Annotated in this window: 18 protein-coding genes; 9 read left to right on the plus strand and 9 right to left on the minus strand. The window is 41.1% G+C overall.

The window, feature by feature from the left end:
- Positions 1–163: 163 nt before the first annotated feature.
- Positions 164–574: a ketosteroid isomerase family protein gene (locus FD725_RS03570; RefSeq protein ID WP_179046851.1), complete on the plus strand. Its 411-nt coding sequence runs from the start codon at positions 164–166 to the stop codon at positions 572–574.
- A gap of 490 nt (positions 575–1,064) precedes the next feature.
- Here FD725_RS03570 and FD725_RS03575 read toward each other — a convergent pair whose 3' ends face one another.
- Entirely contained in the window at positions 1,065–2,216 is a 1,152-nt protein-coding gene (locus FD725_RS03575; RefSeq protein ID WP_179046852.1) for an NAD-dependent epimerase/dehydratase family protein, read from the minus strand.
- A gap of 284 nt (positions 2,217–2,500) precedes the next feature.
- On the opposite strand from FD725_RS03575, the gene FD725_RS03580 reads away from it, so the two are divergent.
- The 6 genes from FD725_RS03580 (at position 2,501) to FD725_RS03605 (ending at position 9,183) form a co-directional block, all read left to right on the plus strand.
- The gene (locus FD725_RS03580; protein ID WP_179046853.1) at positions 2,501–2,848 is read left to right on the plus strand and encodes a hypothetical protein; all 348 of its coding nucleotides are present in this window, start codon (positions 2,501–2,503) and stop codon (positions 2,846–2,848) included.
- Positions 2,849–2,939: 91 nt separating this feature from the next.
- The gene (locus FD725_RS03585) at positions 2,940–4,451 is read left to right on the plus strand and encodes an AAA family ATPase (RefSeq protein WP_179046854.1); all 1,512 of its coding nucleotides are present in this window, start codon (positions 2,940–2,942) and stop codon (positions 4,449–4,451) included.
- 140 nt (positions 4,452–4,591) lie between these two features.
- Positions 4,592–4,942 (plus strand): DUF1257 domain-containing protein, encoded by a 351-nt coding sequence (locus FD725_RS03590; RefSeq protein ID WP_011321426.1) that lies wholly within the window; start codon positions 4,592–4,594, stop codon positions 4,940–4,942.
- A gap of 376 nt (positions 4,943–5,318) precedes the next feature.
- A complete protein-coding gene (locus FD725_RS03595) occupies positions 5,319–6,116 on the plus strand; it encodes an SDR family NAD(P)-dependent oxidoreductase (RefSeq protein ID WP_179046855.1) in 798 nt (265 codons plus the stop codon).
- A gap of 176 nt (positions 6,117–6,292) precedes the next feature.
- The gene (locus tag FD725_RS03600; RefSeq protein WP_179046856.1) at positions 6,293–7,120 is read left to right on the plus strand and encodes an MIP/aquaporin family protein; all 828 of its coding nucleotides are present in this window, start codon (positions 6,293–6,295) and stop codon (positions 7,118–7,120) included.
- A gap of 80 nt (positions 7,121–7,200) precedes the next feature.
- Positions 7,201–9,183, plus strand: coding sequence for an amylo-alpha-1,6-glucosidase (locus FD725_RS03605; RefSeq protein WP_179046857.1), 1,983 nt, complete (start codon positions 7,201–7,203; stop codon positions 9,181–9,183).
- A gap of 18 nt (positions 9,184–9,201) precedes the next feature.
- On the opposite strand, the gene FD725_RS03610 is transcribed toward FD725_RS03605, so the two are convergent.
- The 5 genes from FD725_RS03610 to FD725_RS03630 all read right to left on the minus strand — a co-directional run bounded on the left by FD725_RS03610 (position 9,202) and on the right by FD725_RS03630 (position 12,506).
- Positions 9,202–9,552 carry a DUF5615 family PIN-like protein gene (locus FD725_RS03610; RefSeq protein ID WP_256871838.1) on the minus strand — a complete coding sequence of 117 codons (351 nt, stop codon included), beginning with the start codon at positions 9,550–9,552 and terminating at the stop codon, positions 9,202–9,204.
- Positions 9,549–9,878 carry a DUF433 domain-containing protein gene (locus FD725_RS03615; RefSeq protein ID WP_179046858.1) on the minus strand — a complete coding sequence of 110 codons (330 nt, stop codon included), beginning with the start codon at positions 9,876–9,878 and terminating at the stop codon, positions 9,549–9,551. Before FD725_RS03615 ends, FD725_RS03610 begins: the two co-directional genes overlap by 4 nt.
- Before the next feature lie 99 nt (positions 9,879–9,977).
- Positions 9,978–10,535: a chlorite dismutase family protein gene (locus tag FD725_RS03620; RefSeq protein ID WP_179046859.1), complete on the minus strand. Its 558-nt coding sequence runs from the start codon at positions 10,533–10,535 to the stop codon at positions 9,978–9,980.
- 117 nt (positions 10,536–10,652) lie between these two features.
- On the minus strand, positions 10,653–11,243 hold the full coding sequence (locus FD725_RS03625) for a nucleotidyl transferase AbiEii/AbiGii toxin family protein (protein ID WP_218653151.1): 591 nt from the start codon (positions 11,241–11,243) through the stop codon (positions 10,653–10,655).
- A gap of 198 nt (positions 11,244–11,441) precedes the next feature.
- On the minus strand, positions 11,442–12,506 hold the full coding sequence (locus FD725_RS03630; protein WP_179046860.1) for a type IV toxin-antitoxin system AbiEi family antitoxin: 1,065 nt from the start codon (positions 12,504–12,506) through the stop codon (positions 11,442–11,444).
- 494 nt (positions 12,507–13,000) lie between these two features.
- Between FD725_RS03630 and FD725_RS03635 the strand changes: the two genes are divergently transcribed.
- Both FD725_RS03635 and FD725_RS03640 read left to right on the plus strand, forming a co-directional pair.
- On the plus strand, positions 13,001–15,712 hold the full coding sequence (locus FD725_RS03635) for a glucosidase (RefSeq protein ID WP_179051406.1): 2,712 nt from the start codon (positions 13,001–13,003) through the stop codon (positions 15,710–15,712).
- 690 nt (positions 15,713–16,402) lie between these two features.
- On the plus strand, positions 16,403–16,840 hold the full coding sequence (locus tag FD725_RS03640; RefSeq protein WP_179051407.1) for a CAAD domain-containing protein: 438 nt from the start codon (positions 16,403–16,405) through the stop codon (positions 16,838–16,840).
- Between the two features lie 166 nt (positions 16,841–17,006).
- Here the strand turns inward: FD725_RS03640 and FD725_RS03645 are convergent, their stop codons facing one another.
- The 3 genes from FD725_RS03645 to petH all read right to left on the minus strand — a co-directional run bounded on the left by FD725_RS03645 (position 17,007) and on the right by petH (position 21,033).
- The gene (locus FD725_RS03645; protein WP_179046861.1) at positions 17,007–18,062 is read right to left on the minus strand and encodes an S-layer homology domain-containing protein; all 1,056 of its coding nucleotides are present in this window, start codon (positions 18,060–18,062) and stop codon (positions 17,007–17,009) included.
- A 199-nt stretch (positions 18,063–18,261) separates the two neighbouring features.
- Positions 18,262–19,551, minus strand: coding sequence for a homoserine dehydrogenase (locus FD725_RS03650; RefSeq protein ID WP_256871839.1), 1,290 nt, complete (start codon positions 19,549–19,551; stop codon positions 18,262–18,264).
- A gap of 189 nt (positions 19,552–19,740) precedes the next feature.
- The gene (gene petH, locus FD725_RS03655; protein ID WP_179046862.1) at positions 19,741–21,033 is read right to left on the minus strand and encodes a ferredoxin--NADP reductase; all 1,293 of its coding nucleotides are present in this window, start codon (positions 21,031–21,033) and stop codon (positions 19,741–19,743) included.
- Positions 21,034–21,939: the final 906 nt, after the last annotated feature.

Genomic DNA, 21,939 nt, shown 5'->3' on the forward strand with positions numbered 1-21,939 from the left:
TAGTTCTCAAGTGCATACCTGGGAACTAATTCTTACTTAAGGATGAGTTTCTGTTACTGAAAAACTACCTAATAGCAGCTTTTTTATTTCGGCTTTTAGATTTAAATTAGTGCGTAAATAGCCTCTATACCTTGCTTTTAGCCAATCTCATCCAGGTAATTCTATGACAGTAGCAGCATCTCTATCTAGCACGGATTTAAGCGTAACAGAACCTACCATATTGCAATACTTTGCCACTCTTAACGCTGGAGATTTTCTAGCAACTGCTGGCTTATTTGCGGCTGAGGGTGTGATGTATCCGCCCTTGGAATCTGGTATTGTCGGCAGAGATGCGATCGCTACTTATTTACAGCAAGAAGCTCAAGACATCAAAGCTGAACCACATCAAAGCCTCACCGAAAATCTAGAAAACGGACAAGTTCAAGTACAGGTGACAGGCAAAGTTCAAACTTCTTGGTGTGGTGTTAATGTGTTGTGGCTATTCACACTCAACCAAGAACAACAAATCCTCGATGCTCAAATTAAACTCTTAGCTTCTCCCCAAGAGTTATTAGCTTTGCGTCGTAGTCAATGATTGCCAATATTTTTATTCATTAGGGGTGTAGGGGTGTAAGGGTTTCATTAGGAGTGTAAGGGTTTAAGGGTTTAGGGATTGAAGGTATTGGGCTTGAGTAAAAGGTAGATTTTTGTTAATATTTCTTAACAAATATGCTTCTTAAATCAGTTATCACTGAAGAGTCCTAACGGCGTATGGTGGGGAATTTAAATCAGTTATCAGTTATCAGTTATCAGTTATCAGTTATCAGTTATCAGTTAACGCTGATATAGTGGGAGACTTAAATCAATTATCAGTTATCAGTTATCAGTTAACGCTGATTCAATGATCTTGACTGATAACTGTTCACTGTTAAAGTGGGGGACTTAAACCCAATTATCTTAACTGATAACTGTTCACTGTTAAAAAAGGGTGCATGGTTATGGCAGTGTTGCCAACCCTCACACCCTCAAACAATAGACATCTCCGAAAATCCTTGTAGAGACGTTGCACTGCAACGTCTCTATTACTATCTATGCCAAGAGACTTTGGGCAAAATCTGTTTTTTATCAACTCTTTTCTGATACCTAACCGCAAAATTCAACAGAGAATCGAGTAAGGAATCAGAGAGGTAATGAGGTTGTAAGCCTAAATCAAGTAGTTTGGTGTTTTTAGCGTTGAAGTAATGTTCTTCCTTCTCAACTCTGGGGTTATCCAAGTTATTGATTTCTACGTTCAATCCCAAAGAATTACCTGCTTTTTTCACCATTAATGCTAAGTCACCAACGCTAAATTGTTCGGTAAACTGGTTAAATACGCGAAATTCGCCCGATGGAGCAGGATTAGCGATCGCTAATTCAACACATCGCACAGTATCTCGAATATCCAAAAATCCGCGAGTCTGTCCACCTTTACCGTAAACAGTCAACGGATGTCCAATCGCCGCTTGAATACAGAAACGATTCAAGGCTGTGCCAAACACACCATCATAATCTAGTCGGTTAATCAACAGTTCGTCCATCCCTGTTTCTTCAGTCAGGACACCGTAAACCACACCTTGATTTAAGTCAGTTGCCCGCAATCCCCAAATCCGGCAAGCAAAGTGGATATTATGACTATCATGAACTTTGCTCAAGTGGTACATCGAACCAGGCTGCTTGGGATAAGGTAAGGTATCTTTGCGCCCATTATGTTCAATCGTGATATAACCTTCTTCAATATCGATATTAGGTGTGCCGTATTCCCCCATTGTTCCCAACTTTACCAAGTGACAATCGGGAAAATCCTCTTTCATCGCATACAGCAAGTTTAATGTGCCGACGACATTATTGACCTGAGTCACAACTGCGTGTTCACGGTCAATCATCGAAAACGGCGCTGAACGCTGTTCTCCAAAATGCACGATCGCATTTGGCTCAAATTGATGCAACGCCTTCTGGAGAAATTCATAATTGGTAATATCACCAATGAATAAATCAATGGATTTACCCGTTAAATCTTGCCAGCGCTGGAGACGTTGCTGAATTGGTGCGATCGGGGTCAGAGTTTCAATACCCAGTTCATTATCCCAGTGCCGACGCACCAAACTATCTAATATTCCAACTTCATAACCGCGATTAGAAAGATAAAGTGCGGTTGCCCAACCGCAATACCCATCGCCACCAATAACTAGGACTTTCATTTTCACCAGTTTGTATCTCGCTGTTAGCTAAATCTACCAGTTTTCTGTCACCCCTCACTCATCATTCTGGTGGATGTAGAAAAATAGGGGATTGGGGATTGGAGATTGGGGATTGAGGATTGGGGGAGTGTAGAACTATTGACTATTGACTAATGACCATTGACCAATGACTAATTGTAAAGAAATATGTCAAAAAAGCCGTCAAAACGTTTTACCGTCTTGACAACTAGACAGGCAATCGATAACGTAATATACATACCCGGGTAAGGCCATCGAAGAGTTATATGCAAGCTAAGCAAAAGGTTACGTTGTATTTGTCGCCAGAACTGCACAAGAAGCTGAAAATTCGCTCGGCAGTAGATTCCGAACCGATGTCAGAACTTGCTGAACGCGCCCTTGTTTTCTACCTAACGAACTCAGATTTAGTAGAAGAATTGGAAGATTCGGCTTATGGAAGAACTCACAGAGTTTATTCATGTCCGAGTTGTGACAGTTCATTGGTGTTACGTGATGGAGAACTGGTTGCTCTAGGAAATCAGCCAGGACTAATCGGTCAAGATCATCTTCCCATTGATGAAATGGCTGAGGCAGAAACCCATCCCAAGGGTGAGGAAGAATTGGTTCCTTGCTAGGTACGAATTAAAGAGGAAGTTTGTAGTTTTGGTTGTTGTCACCAACAAAACGATGTCTGTACTGTACTAGGGTCTCAAGTAGGTCGATTATATGAAAGAAGAGCTCAACATTCTCATCCAAGCTCAATACCCACTAATCTACCTTGTGACATCCGAGGAAGAACGGGCAGAGCAAGCAATTTCCACAATCGCCCAAGTGTTAAGACCCCAACGCCGAGTATATGTTTGGACAGTAACTCATGGCATCGTGGAGTATGGTCAACCCCGTAATGTGAACCAGCACAATACCGTTTCCCCAGAGGCGGCGATTGAGTGGATTATCCGGCAGAAAGAACCTGGTATATTTATTCTTAAAGATTTACATCCATTTATTGATGCTCCTGCTACCACAAGGTCATTACGGGATGCGATCGCCAGTTTCAAAGGTATGCAAAAGAACATCATTTTGATGTCACCAATGCAGCAAGTACCCATAGAACTGGAAAAAGAGGTAGTGGTTCTAGATTTTCAACTGCCAGACATGGCAGAGTTAAACAAAGTCTTAACTCACCACTTAGATCAAAATCGGGGACGCAGATTGACCACAGAAGCGCGAGAAAAGCTCCTCAGAGCAGCTTTGGGCTTAACCAGAGATGAATCTGAGAAAGTGTATCGCAAAGCGCAGGTCACAACAGGACGGCTGACAGAAGAAGAAGTAGATATAGTTCTATCCGAGAAAAAGCAACTAATTCGGCGTAATGGTATACTAGAATACATCGAAGAAGATGAAACCATTGATGCTGTAGGTGGTTTAGAAGAACTAAAAAAATGGCTCAAACAACGCTCTAATGCTTTTACAGAAAGAGCAAGAGAGTATGGTTTACCCCAACCAAAAGGGATGTTAATTCTCGGAGTTCCCGGTTGTGGTAAATCATTAATCGCCAAAACAACATCCCGCCTATGGGGTTTACCATTGTTGCGTTTAGACATGGGGCGAGTTTACGACGGCTCGATGGTAGGCCGAAGTGAAGCAAATCTGCGTAATGCCCTCAAGACAGCAGAATCTATTTCACCAGCGATTCTGTTTATTGACGAATTGGATAAATCCTTTGCTGGCAGTGCCGGTTCTGGAGATTCCGACGGCGGCACGTCTAGTAGAATCTTTGGTTCTTTCCTCACATGGATGCAAGATAAGAAATCTCCAGTGTTCGTCATGGCTACTGCCAACCGAGTTGAACGCTTACCTGGAGAGTTTTTGAGGAAGGGGCGTTTTGACGAAATCTTTTTTGTAGATTTGCCTACTCCTGAAGAACGGCGTGATATTTTCTACATTCATCTCAGCAAACGCCGCGAAGACATCACCCGGTTTGATTTGGAGCAATTAGCCAAGATGTCGGATGGATTCTCAGGAGCAGAAATAGAACAAGCGCTGATTGCGGCAATGTACGAAGCTTTTGCCCAAGACCGCGAGTTTACCCAATTAGATATTATTGCTGCCTTGAAAGCAACCTTGCCCCTGTCTCGCACGATGCAAGAACAGGTAACAGCCCTTAGAGACTGGGCTAGACAGCGAGCAAGGCCCGCAGCATCCTCCGTTGCTGAATATCAGCGAATGGAGTTTTAAAAGCTTTCCCTTGCTAACCCAGGGGGAAAGGCTAGCATCAACAGCTAGCAGTTACGAGAAAAAGCCGCATCCTGATATGCGCGGCTTCCCTAAAAACAAACGTTGTCTTTTTCTCAATCTTCTCATTGGAGGAAACCCAAATGTCTCACTTTAGCACTCTTCGCACCAAAATCACCGATGCCGAAATCCTCAAAGCTTCCCTACGTGACCTGGGTATCAGCGTAAAAACAGAAGCTGATGTTCGTGGTTACAACGGTCAGCGCGTTCGTTCAGACATCGTAGCAGTTTTGGACGGCGAATATGACCTCGGCTGGTCTCGCAACAGCGATGGTTCCTTCGACCTCATTGCTGACTTGTGGGGTGTTGCTAAAAAACACAACCAAACCGAGTTAATCAACTCTATTAACCAAAAATACGCAGTTAACAAAACCTTGGCTGAAGTAAAACAGCGCGGTTTGCAAAACGCCAATGTGAAGTTGGTATTGCAATAACAATTTCTCTGCGCGTTCCCAAAGCTGCACGGGCTAACCAAGTTATAGCGGTTAGCCCGCTTTTTTATGGCATTGATTTGCGTCAGCCCGGAATTTAAATTTTGCTGAGAACTCTATAAGAACTTTCTAAACAAAATATCAGCTTTATAGATATCAATCCTTATATATACATAATTATTAGGCTAAATATTTAAGCAACAATCAGTCTAAAGTTCAAGAGCAAAATCATATCGCTGATTGATGTTTTAAAGAATTTAATTTTTAAAAATTAATCCAAAACGCATACCAATTCAATCAATGATCGCAACAAATCATTGAGTAGAAACTTGCTGTTTTTATTCAATTGGTATAACCACAATTCACCAGGATCAAGTTTATGAAATTAGATGGAAAAGTTGCTCTAGTTACTGGTAGTAGTCAAGGAATTGGACAGGGAATTGTTCTGCGTCTAGCGCAAGCAGGAGCAAGTGTTGTAATTAACTATCGCTCTCATCCAGAAGGAGCAGAAGAAACCTTAGCCAAGATAGAAGCTGTTGGTGGTAATTGTCATATGGCTCAGTGTCCCAAATCACAGGGTTATACACTCCAAGCAGATTTGAGTAGTGTGGATGATGCACGTGAACTGATTACAGAAAGTGTTAACCATTTTGGCAAGTTAGACATCTTAGTTAATAATGCCGGTATTGAAAAACACGCGCCATTTTGGGAAGTGACAGAAGCAGATTATGATGCGGTGATGAATGTCAATTTAAAAGGTGTTTTCTTCGCTACTCAAGCTTTTGTGCAACACCTGATGGCGACTAAACGGACTGGAAAAATTATCAATATTAGTTCAGTCCATGAAGAACTACCATTTCCTAATTTCACTGCTTATTGTGCTAGCAAAGGTGGGATGAAAATGCTCACTCGCAACTTAGCAGTTGAGTTGGGTGCATTGGGTATCACAATTAATAATGTCGCGCCAGGCGCAATAGAAACTCCCATCAATGACAAGTTGTTAAACAACCCAGAAAAGTTAGGCGCACTATTACAAAATATCCCTCTAGGTCGTTTGGGTCAACCACAAGATGTTGCTTCTTTGGTGACATTTCTTGCTTCTTCTGATGCTGACTACATTACCGGTAGCACTTTCTTTGTCGATGGTGGACTACTTTGGAATTATCAAGAGCAGTAGGGAGGGATGAGTGCTGAGTGCTGAGTAGGGAGTGGTAACTAATGACTAATGACTAATGACTAATGACTAATGACTAATGACTAATGACTAATGACTAATGACTAATGACTATTGACTATTGACCAATGACTAATACCTATTCCCTCTTTTCCTTTTAGCTAGGAGAAAAATCAATCATGCAGTCACTACGGAAACACTATGCTGAATACTTGATGGAAGCTGGGGAACTGGGCATTTTTATGATTGCTGCGGCGGTGGTGACGGCGATATTTGAGCATCCCAGTTCGCTTGTTCGTCAAACGATTTCAGAACCAGTTTTACGACGGTTCTTCATTGGTTTAGCAATGGGATTGACGGCTATTGGGATTATTTACTCACCTTGGGGTAAGCAATCAGGCGCACATATCAATCCGGTGGTCACGTTAACTTTTTTCCGTCTCGGTAAGATTGAATTTTGGGATGCTGTATTTTACGTTTTAGCTCAGTTTGTTGGTGGATTACTGGGATTGCTATTAGCGGTGAGGATTTTAAGAGGAGCGATCGCCCATCCTACTGTCAATTATATTGTCACAATTCCTGGTACAAATGGCGTAATAGGGGCATTTTTGGCAGAACTGCTCATTTCTTTTGGTGTGATGCTGATGATTTTAGTTGTCTCAAATCACCCTAAGCTAGCACCATTGACAGGGATCTGTGCTGGAGTGCTGATTACAATTTACATTACCGTAGAAGCACCATTGTCGGGTATGAGCATGAATCCAACTCGGACTTTAGCCTCGGCAATTCCCTCCCATAATTGGACTGCTATCTGGGTTTATTTCACTGCACCACTTTTAGGGATGCTTTCGGCTGCTGAAGTTTATGTCAGGCTGAAAGGGAAAAGGGCTGTACGTTGTGCTAAACTACATCACCATAACAACAAACGTTGTATCTTTCGTTGTGGCTATAGTCACCCAGAAGCAGATTATAGATCGTTGTTGAGTGATAAGTTACCTAATTCTTAGTATCGCTTGGCAAATTTCAGCAGTTTACAGACTGCATACGTAATAATTCAAATATTGATTGCCAGAAATAGTACTAACTTATGTGTATGGAATTTGGGCGGGAAATCTGCGGTAATCTGGAAAATGCAGAATCAAGGGAATGGTTAGTCACTAACGGTATTGGTGGTTATGCTTCGGGAACGATCGCAGGTTTATTGACACGCCGCTATCATGGCTTACTAGTATCGGCATTGCAACCACCTCTAGGTCGTACCCTAATGCTGACAAAATTAGATGAAATTGCCCTCTATGATACTCGCTTTTATTCTCTCAGCACGAACCGTTGGGCAGATGGTATTGTCAGTCCTCACGGTTATCAACATATAGAAAGTTTTACTTTGGAAGGTACAGTTCCCGTTTGGCGTTTCGCTGTTGCTGATGCTTTGTTAGAAAAACGGGTATGGATGCAGCAGGGAGCTAATACAACTTATGTGCAGTATACTCTGCGTCGGGGTACGCGATCGCTAAAGTTGCAGCTGAAAGCATTGATTAATTACCGCGATTATCACGGTGACACCCGAAACAACGGTTGGCAAATGTCTATTGAAGCGGTGGAACAAGGGATTTGTGTAATTGCTTATCCCGGTGCTGTACCATTTTATTTGCTAAGTGATGGCGGTATTGCGTCGCCTGTTGACAATTGGTACTATGGCTTTGACCTAACAGTGGAACGCTACCGGGGATTGAGTGATCAAGAAGACCATCTCCACGCTGCTACCTTTGAGGTGACACTTAATCCTGGGGAAACACTCACATTTGTTGCTAGTACTGACCAACAACCAGACTTGAATGGTGAAGCAGCTCTCAAACGCCGGCACAATTTTGAGCAGAAGTTAATTGGTGTCTGGAAATCTCACCAACCCCTCGACGCACCCGATTCTCCAGCCTGGATTAACCATTTAGTTTTAGCTGCTGACCAGTTCATTGTAGATCGTTCCGTACCAGCAGATCCTTACGGCAAAACTATCATCGCTGGTTATCACTGGTTTGGTGACTGGGGACGAGATACGATGATTAGTCTACCCGGTTTAACCTTAGCTACTGGTCGTCCAGAAGTTGCACGTTCGATTCTTCGCACCTTCTCTAGATATGTAGACCAAGGAATGTTGCCTAATCGTTTTCCTGATGCGGGTGAGACACCAGAATATAATACAGTTGATGCAACTCTCTGGTATTTTGAAGCTATTCGGGCTTATCACAACACCACTAGGGATGATGATTTACTGATAGAATTATTCCCCGTACTGATAGATATTATTAACTGGCATTGTCGCGGTACACGCTACAATATTCACCTCGATGCTACCGATGGTTTACTGTATGCAGGGGAATCAGGTGTGCAACTAACTTGGATGGATGCCAAGGTGGGAGACTGGGTGGTAACACCTCGCATTGGTAAACCAGTCGAGGTCAATGCTCTGTGGTATAATGCCCTACGGATAATGGCTAAATTTGCTCGTCTGTTGGGTAAGCCTCACCAAGAATACGAGGCAATGGCTGACCGTGCTAAGTCTAGATTTGATCGCTTCTGGAATGATGATCTGGGTTATTGTTATGACGTGATAGACAGTCCCGATGGTGATGATTTATCGTTGCGTCCTAATCAAATCTTGGCTGTGTCCTTAACAGAAAGTCCGCTAACACCTACCCAGCAAAGGAGTGTAGTGGAAGCTTGTGGGCGGATGCTGTTGACTTCTCATGGGTTGCGATCGCTTTCTGCCGACCATCCCCAGTATCAGGGAAAATACGGTGGTAACCAGTATCAACGTGATGGAGCTTACCATCAGGGAACCGTCTGGGGTTGGTTGCTGGGTGCATTTGTCACAGCACACCTGCGTGTCTACAAAAATCCTCAACAGGCGCGGCAATTTTTACAACCAATGGCTAATCATCTTACAGCACATGGTCTTGGTAGTCTCAGCGAAATTTTTGATGGTGATGCACCAATGATTCCACGAGGATGTATGGCCCAAGCTTGGACAGTTGCAGAGGTTTTGCGTGCTTGGGTAGCTACAGAGAGTTGAATTTAAGTTTAGTTGGTATCACAGAGGCAGTTTTGCAATCCGATCAATCCACTCGTCTGCACTCGATACTGTCCAAATCAGTAATAGTTCCTCAATAACAACTTCTATCGATAATTTCCTAGAGACGATGATAACTCCTGAACTCTGATTGTTAGTAATAAATTTAGCAAATTCTGTTGGCATTGTTTTACGATCATGGCTGACGAGAATACGCTTTTGTTGTGCAGCGATCGCTAATACTTCTGAATCTTTCACACCTTTTAAATCAGCAAAAAAGGCGGTTTGAAAATCAATTTTCGGCTCTCGCCGCAAAACGCCTGTGACAATTACCTGATTCAAGTCAGCATCGGCTTGGTAACAAATACTCACGATCTCACTTGCTGATTTACTGATTTAGCTGATATTAGCTTATTGTACAAAGCAGGAGCAGTTGTTTGTAGAGGTTGGGGCATAGCATCAAAAGCTGCTTCCTCTGCTGCTAAGTAGGCATCTATTTCCACACGATTAGCTAAATAGAAAGCGATCGCTCCATAAACTTGTTCCAATGTGAGTAACTCAAAAGATTGAACAATACTTTCAGGTGATAATCCACCCTGGAAAGCATAAACAATTGAGTCAAGAGAAATCCGAGTTCCTTCAACCCAGTAAGCATGATTGCTATACTCTACATAAGATTTGGCAGCAACAACTGGCATATGTTTGCTTTAGTTTTACCTACTCTTAATCATAAGCTCAATTAAGTTTTCCGCATCGTTGGAGCAAAGGCATAGCCTGTCACATCGCTCGTCTATATTTTACGTTATCTCATCACGCTGTAAACGAATCTCTACTTCGCGTTCTACATACTCCCATTCTTTAGTGGCACGCATTCGTAACAACAATTCATCAAAGGCGCTGCTGTGTTCTGGTGCGAATTCAAACCATGTGAGAAAATCAAATGGTTCCTCGATATCACGACAGTGTAGCAACCGACGTGCAACCCCAGGTAAATACTCTAAACCATTAGCTGTGTGATGTGATTGTTCCTCAAAAATCGCTCGCCTCTCATCTTGTGGCATTTCCCACCACTGAGCAGATTTTTTAATGGGGATCAACACTGCTAAAATAGCTTCCGAGCGATTTAGCACAGGCTGCACAGATTGAAGAACATTGATTTCATCACGGACAGCATAGCGAATATTGCTGCTAAAACCTTGTAAAATCCATAAACTATCCAATGGCAAGTTCGTAACAGCATCATTCACCACATTAAGTCTGTCAACAAGCTCTAAACTCTCTCCCAAAATACCTCGCGCCTCTAATACTCGCCATATACCTTGCTTACCACCAATAAACGAATATCTATTTTTCATACTGTTCTACAACCTCAGTTTCCATCAAAAAGGCTGACTAGAGAAATACTTGAGTTACTGTAACTGCATTTCCAGGTAATTAAATGAGATTTTGTTAAAAAAATTATTTTATTAAAATCACATTTTTGAGGATAGGGAAATAATACCTGCCTGCAAGACTTTTAACCTATAACCGAAAGAACCAGGCTGATCAACATTTAAGCTTTTAATCAGTTTATCTAATAATATATTTAGCTCGAATAGAGTTTTTTCTTGAACTATTCTGTAAATATCTTGTCCAAGCAAGTATATATTTGCATCAAGAAATTCAACTACTCCATCAGCAAGTTCCTCTGCTAATTCAGCGTAAACGCGCTCATCATCTTCATATTTTAATAAAATAAATTCAATATCTTCTAAATCTTTGTTAGTACCTTCCCCACGATCTCCCCAAGCAAAAATCTTAAGAACTATAAAAGCTGGCGTATCAATAACTGGGATTTCTAAATCATCAATCTTAATAATTTTAGCATATTGTAGAGCTTCAGTAAACCCCAAAACATTCATAGAATTACCACTATCAGACCAAACAATTTGTTGATTAGGTTCACCAATTTCGCCAAAAGGTACAATATCAACTTCAATGTTAGTTTCAATATGTCTAAATTTATGGGAATTTTTTGTAGACTTAAAGCGAGGAGAATCACCTTTGGTTAGATATTCACTCATTGCTTGATAAGCTGCCCAGCTATCTATGGATATTGCTATATCCCAGTCTTTTGTTCCTCTACCTTACCCAAATTTTTGATCGAACATTAATAATCTAGCTCCTGCACCTACCAAAATCATTGGTAAATTTAAAGTGCTAATTATAGTTACTAGATCAACTAAAACTTGTTTCTCTTGGGAAGCAATCATTCTTTTGAGTTATGTTTTAATGTATTGCTCGTAAATTATTTGAGCAGTTTCTTTTAATCGACTATTGCCAGTCCAAACTAACTCTGCATGAATTAGCAATGGGTTAACAAGATTATCTTTTGATGCTTTGAAGTCATTTTTCTGGTAGTTATCATTACCAATACTTTGAAGCAATACAACATTGCCCTCAGCATCAGGCTTTAATTTGAGATTGACTACTATCTGACGTTCATCGACGTTTTTATTGAGGTGTAATGTTGCACTAATAGGGCGAATATATTCAGTTATTATTGAAGCAGCAAGTTCTCCACCTATTAAATAACCGTATACATCTGCATACTTTTTCAGATCAGTTTCAACTTCTGAGAAGTTTCGTTTTCCAATAGGACTAAATGTGCCAAGCAGTAATTTTGCACGCAACTTTTCAGAGTATCCTAACTCCCATCGCTCCAAAAGTTTAACATAATCGATAATTTCATATCCTCCATGTTTATGTCTAATATAATCTAACTCTTGTAGTTTTTTAAGTGTATTTTTCACTGTTTTGGGGGTAACACCAGCGATGTCGGCAATTTTCTCATCGAAATCACGCTCTATCGAAATAAATTTTGGTTGCTTAAGCAAAGCATACATGACTTGCAATGTAGCAGGAGTAATTTCTAAAGATTTATGTGTATTGTTTCTAGAAACTTGATTGCGAACTACTATATAAATTTCTGGGCTATTAAGATAAATATTTCCCTCAATATCAATAAATTCAATGTTTTTTTCTAAAAGTTGCTCGACAACTAAGCTAGATAAATTGTGTGTAACGAGTAAAGGTCTTTGTCCATGCTTTAGTCTTTTACCTAAATTTGTAAAATATTCTGCAACTTGTTCAATTACATCGTTGGTAAGTCCAGTTTTAATTTCACATATATAATTTGCAGTTTTATGAGAAGTATTAATTATTAACTGCCCATCTGCTAAAACTTCGCTGGAAAAATAAGGTTCTCCCTGAATCGTAGCTTGAATATTAGGCAGTGATTCAAGGTAAGTCAGACATTTTTGGAACAGTGGGTTTTTTGGAGGCATGAACTATTCCCCCATTTCAGAACATAAAAGTCAATTATAACCCTTAATTAATATTGAGATTGTTATCAGCGTCCTCGCCTTGTAGATCAGATGTAAGATGATTGTTCTAGGCGATCGCTTACATATCTTTAAAATTGGGTATGTAACTCATTAGTGGAAAACCAATATTTGTAAACACGCCATTTGATTTTGCTTGAGTATATTCTTCAAGTTTGTCTGTGGCAAACTTGACTGTACTTGCAGAAACACCGGACTTGACTGCAAGTTGTAAAAATGCCTACTAATTCAACACAACTACTACAACAAGACTACTTTCACAATATAATTGCTCACTTTATAGCAAAACTCAATAAAAATTAATATAAATTTTCCCTGAGTTTTTTCTGCATTTTTATTTACGATCTAGATGAGAAAGTTTTCAGCAAATATTCAGCGATATCTGAACGAAAGACGGGATACTCCAGATAGCAAATTCATGGAAATATGATGCTATGATGACGAATCTGACTCCAGAAGAAATTAGATTACAAGAAGCTTTGCATCATGTAGCCCATTGGCGGAGATGGGGGCCTTATTTAAGTGAAAGACAGTGGGGAACTGTCCGGGAAGATTACAGTCCTCATGGGACGGCGTGGGACTATTTCACCCATGAACAAGCCCGTTCTCGTGTGTATCGTTGGGGTGAAGATGGGATTTTGGGGATTTCCGATAATCATCAACGGTTGTGTTTGGCGATCGCTCTGTGGAATGGTGAAGATGCTATTCTCAAAGAAAGAATCTTTGGGCTGACTGGTAATGAGGGTAATCACGGGGAAGACGTGAAAGAATATTACTTTTATTTAGACAGCACCCCCACGCATTCTTATATGCAAGCGCTGTATAAATATCCGCAAGCAGCTTTTCCTTACTCTCAATTAGTTACAGAAAATCAACGCCGCAGTCGTCAAGAACCAGAATTTGAACTAATAGATACAGGTGTATTTGATGACAACCGCTACTTTGATGTGTTTGTGGAATATGCCAAAGATTCGGCTGAAGATATTCTCATGCAAATTAAAGTAATCAATCGAGGTACAGAAACTAAAACCCTGTACTTATTACCAACAATTTGGTTCCGCAATACTTGGTGTTGGAATGGAGATGCAGATAAACCTAGTTTAAAAGAAATTAAATCAGATCATAGCGGTCATATTATTGCTGCATCTCATTCAACTTTAGGTAACAGGTGGTTATATTGTCAATCAGCATCTGAGGTTGTTTTTACAGACAACGAGACAAATTACCAGCGATTATTTAACTCGCCTAATACTTCTAAGTATGTAAAAGATGGGATTAATAACTATATTGTAAATGGTGATAAATCAGCAATAAATCCTGATAAAGTCGGTACTAAAGCATCTGCCAATTATATATTAACAGTCAACCCAAATGAAACAAAAATTATCAAATTACGACTGAGTAATATACCCGACTTAGTTGAGCCATTAGGCAAAGAATTTGATGCTATATTTTTAAAACGGCAACAAGAAGCCGATGAATTTTATCAATGGATTACACCACATTCTCTCAGTGAAGATATGCGAAATGTGCAGCGTCAAGCCTTTGCGGGGATGCTGTGGAGTAAGCAATTTTATCATTATATTGTTGAGGATTGGCTCAAAGGCGATCGCCACGCGCCACCACCCCCACCAGAACGGCAAAATGGCAGGAATCAAGAATGGTTTCATCTCTATAATGAAGATATTCTTTCTATGCCTGATAAGTGGGAATATCCTTGGTTTGCAGCTTGGGATTTAGCATTTCATACTATTCCTTTGGCAATGATTGATCCAGATTTTGCTAAATACCAATTGGATATTTTAACAAGAGAATGGTATATGCACCCAAATGGGCAAATTCCCGCTTATGAATGGGCATTTGGTGACGTGAATCCCCCTGTTCATGCTTGGGCAACTTGGCAAATTTATCAGATTGAACAAAAAATTTATGGACGTGCAGATAGGCAGTTTTTAGAGCGAGTATTTCAAAAACTCATGCTCAATTTTACCTGGTGGGTAAATCGTAAGGATGCTGAAGGGAATAATATCTTTCAAGGGGGATTTTTAGGGTTAGATAATATTGGTGTATTTGATCGCAGTGCCAACCTACCTACAGGCGGACATATCGATCAATCTGATGGTACAAGTTGGATGGGAATGTACTGTTTAAATATGTTGGCGATCGCGCTAGAATTAGCCAAGACTAATCCTGTTTATGAAGATATTGCCACCAAGTTCTTTGAGCATTTTCTTTACATAGCTGATGCCATGAATAAAATCGGCGAACTAGAAGCTAGTTTATGGCATGAAGCCGATGGTTTTTACTACGATGTGTTGCATCTGCATGAACGGCAGATTACCTTAAAAGTCCGGTCAATGGTAGGGTTAATTCCCCTATTTGCGATTGAAACTATCGAACCAGAAACATTAAAAATGCTGCCTGGATTTAAGAAGCGGCTAGAATGGTTTATTCAAAACCGTCCTGATTTACGGCAAAATGTAGCTTGCATGGAAACAAAAGGCATAGGTGCGAGAAGATTGCTAGCGATTGTTTCGCGGGATAAACTCAGAAGTCTTTTGCAAAAAATGTTAGATGAAAGTGAGTTTCTCAGTCCTTATGGAATTCGCGCACTCTCTAGATTTCATGCTCAACATCCTTACACATTTAATGTCAATGGTTCTCAATTTCGGGTAGATTATGAACCAGCAGAATCTACTAGTGGTTTATTTGGTGGTAATTCTAATTGGCGTGGTCCAGTTTGGTTTCCGGTGAACTTCTTACTAATTGAATCCTTGCAAAAGTTTTACTCTTATTTAGGAGATGATTTTCTTGTGGAATGTCCCACAGGTTCTGGTCAAATGATGACACTTTGGCAAGTTTCTTTAGAATTATCTCGAAGATTAACGAAAATTTTCTTGCAAAATTCCTCTGGACAACGACCCGTTTATGGAGGAACACAAAAGTTGCAAAATGACCCGCACTGGCAAAATTTGATTTTATTCTATGAATATTTTCATGGTGATAACGGAGCCGGCATTGGTGCTAGTCATCAAACTGGATGGACAGGTTTAGTTGCTCAACTTATCCAACAATTTGGTGAGTGTAAATCACAACATTATCAACCACAAATAGAGCAAGATATAGACAAGCAGTATCAAAAGAGATAAACACTGGCTTAGAGGATGTTTGAAAAGTCTAATATGTTACTCACCTGGTCGATTAGAAATCGCGTCTACACAGACGAAACCTACTTGCGTGGGTTGGAAATCCTTAACTTTGTATTAGTCCGCGCAGGCGGACTTTGCCTGTGTAGTAGCGAATTATATTCGCCCAAAACTTTTTAAACTGCGATCGCTTCTCTACTCACCTAAAAAACGTCATACCATAAAACCATCGAATTGTCTAGTAAATTTCGCTACATAAAAATTTTTGTTAAGGATTAATATCCAGAACCAATACTTTGATTGACGATCGCGGCTTAAGATAGCTTTAATATTCAGATGAAATCGGCGTTTGTGCTTATATAAATGAGGGGTGAAGTCAATTTCTGCATGATTTGTACTTTAATGAGTACGATGATGAGCAACTGACAACTGGGAATTCCAGTTGATTTAGGAAAACCAAACTCAGAAAGCTACTGATTTTAGTACATCTTGGCAGTTGCTGACTTCTATCCTCCTACTGACTGTCTACCTTGTAGTTGATGCAGTAGATGTGATGGGGCAACTATGGTTATAGGACACTAAAACCTGTTTCCCAACTCAATTTGATGCAAGTGTCTATTGTCTAATCAGCAGCCTTGTGGTTGTAATTGTTCAGATTAGAGAACCTCAACTGTCAAATTAATGGAAGTGAAAATGCAAGAACCGGAATTTACAGAAACCAAGTCTAAAGAGGCAACAGTGCCAGAAATCAATAGCCAAACAGGAACTATCACTAAACTCCAGCCTCCTGCCCAGTCTCAAGAACAATGGGTAAAATACGGGGAACAGGTCTCTGATTTTTTAGCAACTCTGCCTGAATACATAGGCGGCTTTTTTAATCAATATAAACAACCTTTGGTTAGTGTGGGTTTAATTGTGGCAGCAGTTGTCGCAGTGAAAGTCCTGTTGGCAGTTTTAGATTCGTTGAATGATATTCCTTTAGTAGCACCAACTTTTGAGTTGATTGGTATTGGTTATTCTGCCTGGTTTGTTTACCGTTATTTACTTAAAGCTTCAACCAGACAGGAACTAACTGAAGAAATTACTACCTTGAAATCACAAGTAGTTGGACAAGATGGTGCAGAAGTTTAATATCTGACTCATCCAGTGTTAAGAATTGTGTTGATGGTAGGTTAAGTTAATTTCTGCTGTCAGACAAGATAAATTTAATGGCTAGGCCAGATTTGGCTTGGCCATTTTTATGATTTTTTTTAACGCAGAGGGGCGCGGAGGTAAGCGCAGAGGAAAGAGGAGGAAGTTAGGGGAAGGTTGGAGGTAAGTTGCCCATGTTAGGGGATGGGATTTCTTCTAATTTGCCCATTCTGACCAGGGCTTGATGTATCATTACTGCTACTTCTGCACGGGTGGCTGGTTGGTTGGGAGCTAAGATTTGGGGATTGGGGTGGTTGACTATTAGTCCATTGGCTGAGGCGGTTGCTAGTTTGCTCACGGCATATTTGGGAATATTTTTGGCATCTTTGTATTTGCTTAAAGTCTGATTTGGGGTGGTTGGTGGTTTAAGATTTAAGCCACTGACTAGGGCCACTAGGGCTTGCGATCGCGTAATATTTTGTTGTGGTTTAAAGGTTTTGTTGGGATAGCCGCTTAAAAATCTGGCACTGACGGCATGGTTAATTGCTGGTGTTGCCCAAAATTTGGGCGGTATATCTTTGAGTGAGGTAGTTGATTTAGTTAGTTCTGGGTTAAAGGCTTGTTGTAAGATAGCCGCAAATTCTGCCCGGCTAACTGGCTGATTTGGTCGAAAAGAATAATCTTTGAAGCCTTTGATGATCTTACGAGAAGATAGGGCATTGATAAAACGACTTGCCCAAAAATTAGCAGGAATATCATTAAAGGCAATTGGCGGGGGAATGGTAGATTTTTTCTCGGCGGGAATGATTAGAGATAGTGATGAGGTATTGGTAGAAAAGTTTGCTTCTATCGATGGTGCAGTTGGTCTGCTGGGTGAGTTGATTGGTACTACTTGGACGGGTGGTAATACAGGTTCAGGTGTTCTCTGATCAATTGGTGGTTGATTGATATTCGGTTTTGTCATCTCCATTGGCGGGGGTGATGGCAACACTTTTATGTCAGACTCAACTTTTGGGTTTAATTGGGGTGTCGGTGTCTTTTGAGGAAGACTGGGAGAGGTGGTTGCTAGAGGTGATAGAAATTTGGGTAAATTCCAGCCACCATCTTTACGGGAAAATGACCAAAACAAAATGCCCCCAATTGTGGCAAAGGCAACCAGAATAGCAATGAATTCGTCAAAGCCAAGGGATGACTCTGACTCTGTGGGAGGTTTATTTGTCATCGGGTTAATTTAAGTAGTAGGGAGTGGGAGAGTGCTGAGTGCTGAGTGCTGAGTGGAGAGTAATCAATGGAAGAAAGGGGACATGGAGCAATACTGCTTCGCGGAACTCGCAGAGTGGAGCAAAGACGAAAAACTTCTTAGCACTCTTACACTCCCTAATTCTCTTACTCATTACTCATTACTCAGCACTCAGCACTATTTACAACACTCTCAAAATACTAGGAATGCTGTCAACAGCTGCTAAACTTTGAATTTCGGCTAAGGCTTGGCGGAATTCCCCTTCTCGGACATCGTGAGTGACGACGACAATTTCTGCTAGTTCTCCCTGAAAGCCGGTTTGGACGATTGATTCTAGACTCACGCCATGATTGCCGAAACAAGTACCTAATTTGCCGATGACACCTGCTTGGTCTTTGGTGTGGAATCGGGCATAAAATCGGGTTAAAAGGTCGGCAATGGGGGCAATTTGGCTGTATTCTTCGTGTCTACAGGTTAAGAGGGGATTGGGGGCTGTGGTATTGCTTTTTAGGGCAGCAACTAGACTTAAAATATCGGAGGTGACAGCGCTGGCGGTTGCACCTGCACCTGCACCGGGGCCGAAGAACATGACTTGTCCGATGGGTTCTCCTTCTACAAGAATGGCGTTATAGACACCGTTAATGCTGGCGAGGGGATGAGCTTTGGGTACTAAGGTGGGATGGACTCTGATGGATAGTTTGGTGGTATCTTGAGATTGATTATTAGCGATCGCCAATAATTTAATCACAAAGCCCAATTTTTCGGCGTAGGCTATGTCGGTTTTGCTGACTTGGCGGATACCCTCGCAGTAGACATCCTGGAGGTTTATCCGTCCACCAAAGGCCAATGATGCCAAGATGGCAATTTTATCTGCTGCATCTAAGCCATCCACGTCAGCCGTCGGATCTGCTTCTGCATAACCCAAACGTTGAGCATCAGCTAACACATCATCAAAGTTACTCCCTTCTGTTTGCATCCGTGTGAGAATGTAGTTCGTTGTGCCGTTAACGATGCCTGTAACGGTGTGAATGCGGTTAACGCTGAGAGATTGTTTTAAAGGTTGAATTACGGGAATCCCACCACCGACGGCGGCTTCTAACATGACATACATCCCGGCGTGATTGGCAGTGTCAAAAATCTCTGCCCCAAAACGAGCGATCGCGGCTTTATTTGCTGTGACTACGTGTTTACCATTATTTAAGGCTTTGAGGATGAGCGATCGCGCTGGTTCTAGTCCACCCATGACTTCCACAATAATATCTATTGCTGGGTCATTGACAATCGCCTCTAAATCTGTAGTTAAAACTTCTATAGGTAGTTTAACATCACGGTGCTTATCGAGCGATCGTACTCCCACTCGATAAATTTCTACCTCTTGCAACAACGGATGACGACCAACCGCATCTTGCAGCAGTTGTACAGTTCCCGTTCCCACTGTGCCTAATCCCAAGATTCCTAGCTTTACACCCACAAAATTTACACCAAATTTAGTTTTGAGTGCTGAGTCATGATCTCCCAGAACTTAGAACCCATTTCCCAGCTATTTATATACAAAACAATTGTAGGGTGGACAACGCCCACCCTACAAATTCATCTATTTTGCTAGTTAGTCACCTGAGTCTCATCACTATGGACTAATGACCATTGACTAATGACTAACTTAGTATGTTTCAACGTGCCAACGACCAGCTTTTTTCAGATCCTTTTGGTAATCACTCCAAGTTACCCCTTCTTTGGCAGCAGCAGCAGTTAAAGCCGCGTCGATACCATCTTCCATCCCGCGCAAACCACAGATGTAGGTGTGGGTTTTTTCATTCTTGATTAATTGCCACAGTTCATCAGCGTGTTCAGCTACGCGGTCTTGGATGTACATTCTACCGCCTTGGGGATTTTTTTGTTCCCGGCTGATAGCACCAGTGAGGCGGAAGTTATTGGGGTATTTTTGTTGGATTTCTTCTAATTCTTCTTTGTAGAGAAGGTTAGGAGTTGTCGGCACACCAAAGATCAGCCAAGAGAAACCTTTGAACTGGTATTCTGGGTTAGCAGCTCTTTCAGCATCCTTGAACATCCGCCACAAATAAGCCCGCATTGGTGCAATACCTGTTCCGGTTGCCATCATAATCACATTAGCTTCAGGGTCATCAGGTAGGAGCATTTCTTTACCTACTGGCCCTGTAATTTTCACCTCATCTCCTGGTTTGAGGAAACAGAGGTGTGTAGAGCAAACACCGTAAACTGTTTCGCCAGATTCAGGATGCTTGTACTCCAACTGACGGACACACAGGGAGACTGTTTTGTCATCTACATCATCGCCGTGACGGGTGGAGGCGATGGAGTAGAGTCTGAGTTTTTCTGGCTTACCGTTTTTATCTAAACCAGGGGGAATAATCCCAATACTTTGACCTTCGATGTATTTCAAATCACCAGCAGAAAGGTCAAATTTGATATGCTGAACAATACCAATACCGCCCTCTTGGACTAGGGGGTCGTTAGATATTACCTTGCCGATATATGGCGCATTGGGACGGTAAATATTTACGGGAACATCAGCATGGGCTTTTTTGGCTTTCGCTTGAGTCATGGTGTTGCCTTTGTTGTCCTTGTTCTGTTTCTGTGGTTCAGCATTTACAGGTGTGGCTTTACCATTCCCCTTAATGTCAGCAGGTTCACTAGACGCATTTGTGGAACTGGCAATGGCATCTTGACCATTGAGTTGTTGTAGTGCGCTTACCGAATGAATGCCAACAATCTTACCGCCCAGGCGAGTGATACGCTGCATTTCTTGATTCATGCGGTTGTAAGGCACTCTGATGAACACACTGCCACTTTTACGAATTGGGTAGTTCGTTTGATCAGTTTCTTCACTCTGACGCATACCCACCACTTCGTAAACGAAGACGCGGCTACCTGATTCTGTGTTGGCAGCACCTTCAAAAGCACCTTGATTAGACATTCCTTCTACCACTCCGATCTTTAACTTAACCGTTTCTCAAAAAAAACTTTTTCTCTTCACAAGCCAGCTTTAGTTTATCGGATTTTTTGTCACCAAAACTAGCGATCTGAGAAACTTGACATGATCAACTAATGCTTTGCTTAGTACTCACCAAAGACGTGTAGGTATGGCAATAAACACACCTGCTCATCTTCTAAATTAGAGGATAAGTCCTTGGGAGAATGTTAATAATGAATCAATTTAATCTTTTTTTTGTGAATTTATACACTTGGTTTACTCTTTCCTTAGCGCCAGATACGTTGTGCTGTAGCATCAGCAAGGCATTTTTAAGTAGTCATGCAAAATAAATTATCTAGCTGAGAGAGGCAATAGGCAATAGGCAATAGTCACGTGATACAGCAAGTTCAGTCTTGTTGAACAATACGAACAATACATAAATATTTGTGCGTAAGTACTTATGCTCAAAACCTTGATTTTGCCATGATGAAGAACTCAGTACATCTCACAAATGTTGCTACTTTAGGAATAACTGCTATGGGACTCCTATTTGAATTTTGAACAAAACTCAGTACACATTTATGCTTTCTTCCGAGTCCCCAGTACCCAGTACCCAGTCCCTAGTTCCTTACCTCTACGAGTGATTCAGAAATCAAATCGGATGACTATCTGAGCAGATACTATCAGTTTTGCGACTCCCAGAAAATAAAATTGAGAATAAGCACACTCATCAAGCAAAAATACGCAAAAATTTCTGCAAAAAAGAATTATACATTATAGACTTAATGATATGAGAGTACAAAGAGTACAAATCAATAGACGAGTTAGCTACAGAAATTACGGTTGGTGATGACTGGGCTTTTAGAAACTACAACTTAATCATTGAGTTATGTTTGGTCAACCACTCGA

The organism is Nostoc sp. TCL26-01, from assembly GCF_013393945.1.
Classification (GTDB): Bacteria; Cyanobacteriota; Cyanobacteriia; order Cyanobacteriales; family Nostocaceae; genus Trichormus.

What these genes read in the sequence shown, in the direction of transcription:
- FD725_RS03595 (WP_179046855.1), top strand. Translation starts at nt 5,319, where the DNA reads ATGAAATTAGATGGAAAAGTTGCTCTAGTTACTGGTAGTAGTCAAGGA.
- FD725_RS03590 (WP_011321426.1), top strand. Translation starts at nt 4,592, where the DNA reads ATGTCTCACTTTAGCACTCTTCGCACCAAAATCACCGATGCCGAAATC.
- FD725_RS03580 (WP_179046853.1), top strand. Translation starts at nt 2,501, where the DNA reads ATGCAAGCTAAGCAAAAGGTTACGTTGTATTTGTCGCCAGAACTGCAC.
- FD725_RS03635 (WP_179051406.1), top strand. Translation starts at nt 13,001, where the DNA reads ATGACGAATCTGACTCCAGAAGAAATTAGATTACAAGAAGCTTTGCAT.
- FD725_RS03570 (WP_179046851.1), top strand. Translation starts at nt 164, where the DNA reads ATGACAGTAGCAGCATCTCTATCTAGCACGGATTTAAGCGTAACAGAA.
- FD725_RS03640 (WP_179051407.1), top strand. Translation starts at nt 16,403, where the DNA reads ATGCAAGAACCGGAATTTACAGAAACCAAGTCTAAAGAGGCAACAGTG.
- FD725_RS03645 (WP_179046861.1), bottom strand. Translation starts at nt 18,062, where the DNA reads ATGACAAATAAACCTCCCACAGAGTCAGAGTCATCCCTTGGCTTTGAC.
- FD725_RS03620 (WP_179046859.1), bottom strand. Translation starts at nt 10,535, where the DNA reads ATGAAAAATAGATATTCGTTTATTGGTGGTAAGCAAGGTATATGGCGA.
- petH (WP_179046862.1), bottom strand. Translation starts at nt 21,033, where the DNA reads ATGTCTAATCAAGGTGCTTTTGAAGGTGCTGCCAACACAGAATCAGGT.
- FD725_RS03585 (WP_179046854.1), top strand. Translation starts at nt 2,940, where the DNA reads ATGAAAGAAGAGCTCAACATTCTCATCCAAGCTCAATACCCACTAATC.
- FD725_RS03625 (WP_218653151.1), bottom strand. Translation starts at nt 11,243, where the DNA reads ATGAGTGAATATCTAACCAAAGGTGATTCTCCTCGCTTTAAGTCTACA.
- FD725_RS03615 (WP_179046858.1), bottom strand. Translation starts at nt 9,878, where the DNA reads ATGCCAGTTGTTGCTGCCAAATCTTATGTAGAGTATAGCAATCATGCT.
- FD725_RS03605 (WP_179046857.1), top strand. Translation starts at nt 7,201, where the DNA reads ATGTGTATGGAATTTGGGCGGGAAATCTGCGGTAATCTGGAAAATGCA.
- FD725_RS03600 (WP_179046856.1), top strand. Translation starts at nt 6,293, where the DNA reads ATGCAGTCACTACGGAAACACTATGCTGAATACTTGATGGAAGCTGGG.
- FD725_RS03575 (WP_179046852.1), bottom strand. Translation starts at nt 2,216, where the DNA reads ATGAAAGTCCTAGTTATTGGTGGCGATGGGTATTGCGGTTGGGCAACC.
- FD725_RS03630 (WP_179046860.1), bottom strand. Translation starts at nt 12,506, where the DNA reads ATGCCTCCAAAAAACCCACTGTTCCAAAAATGTCTGACTTACCTTGAA.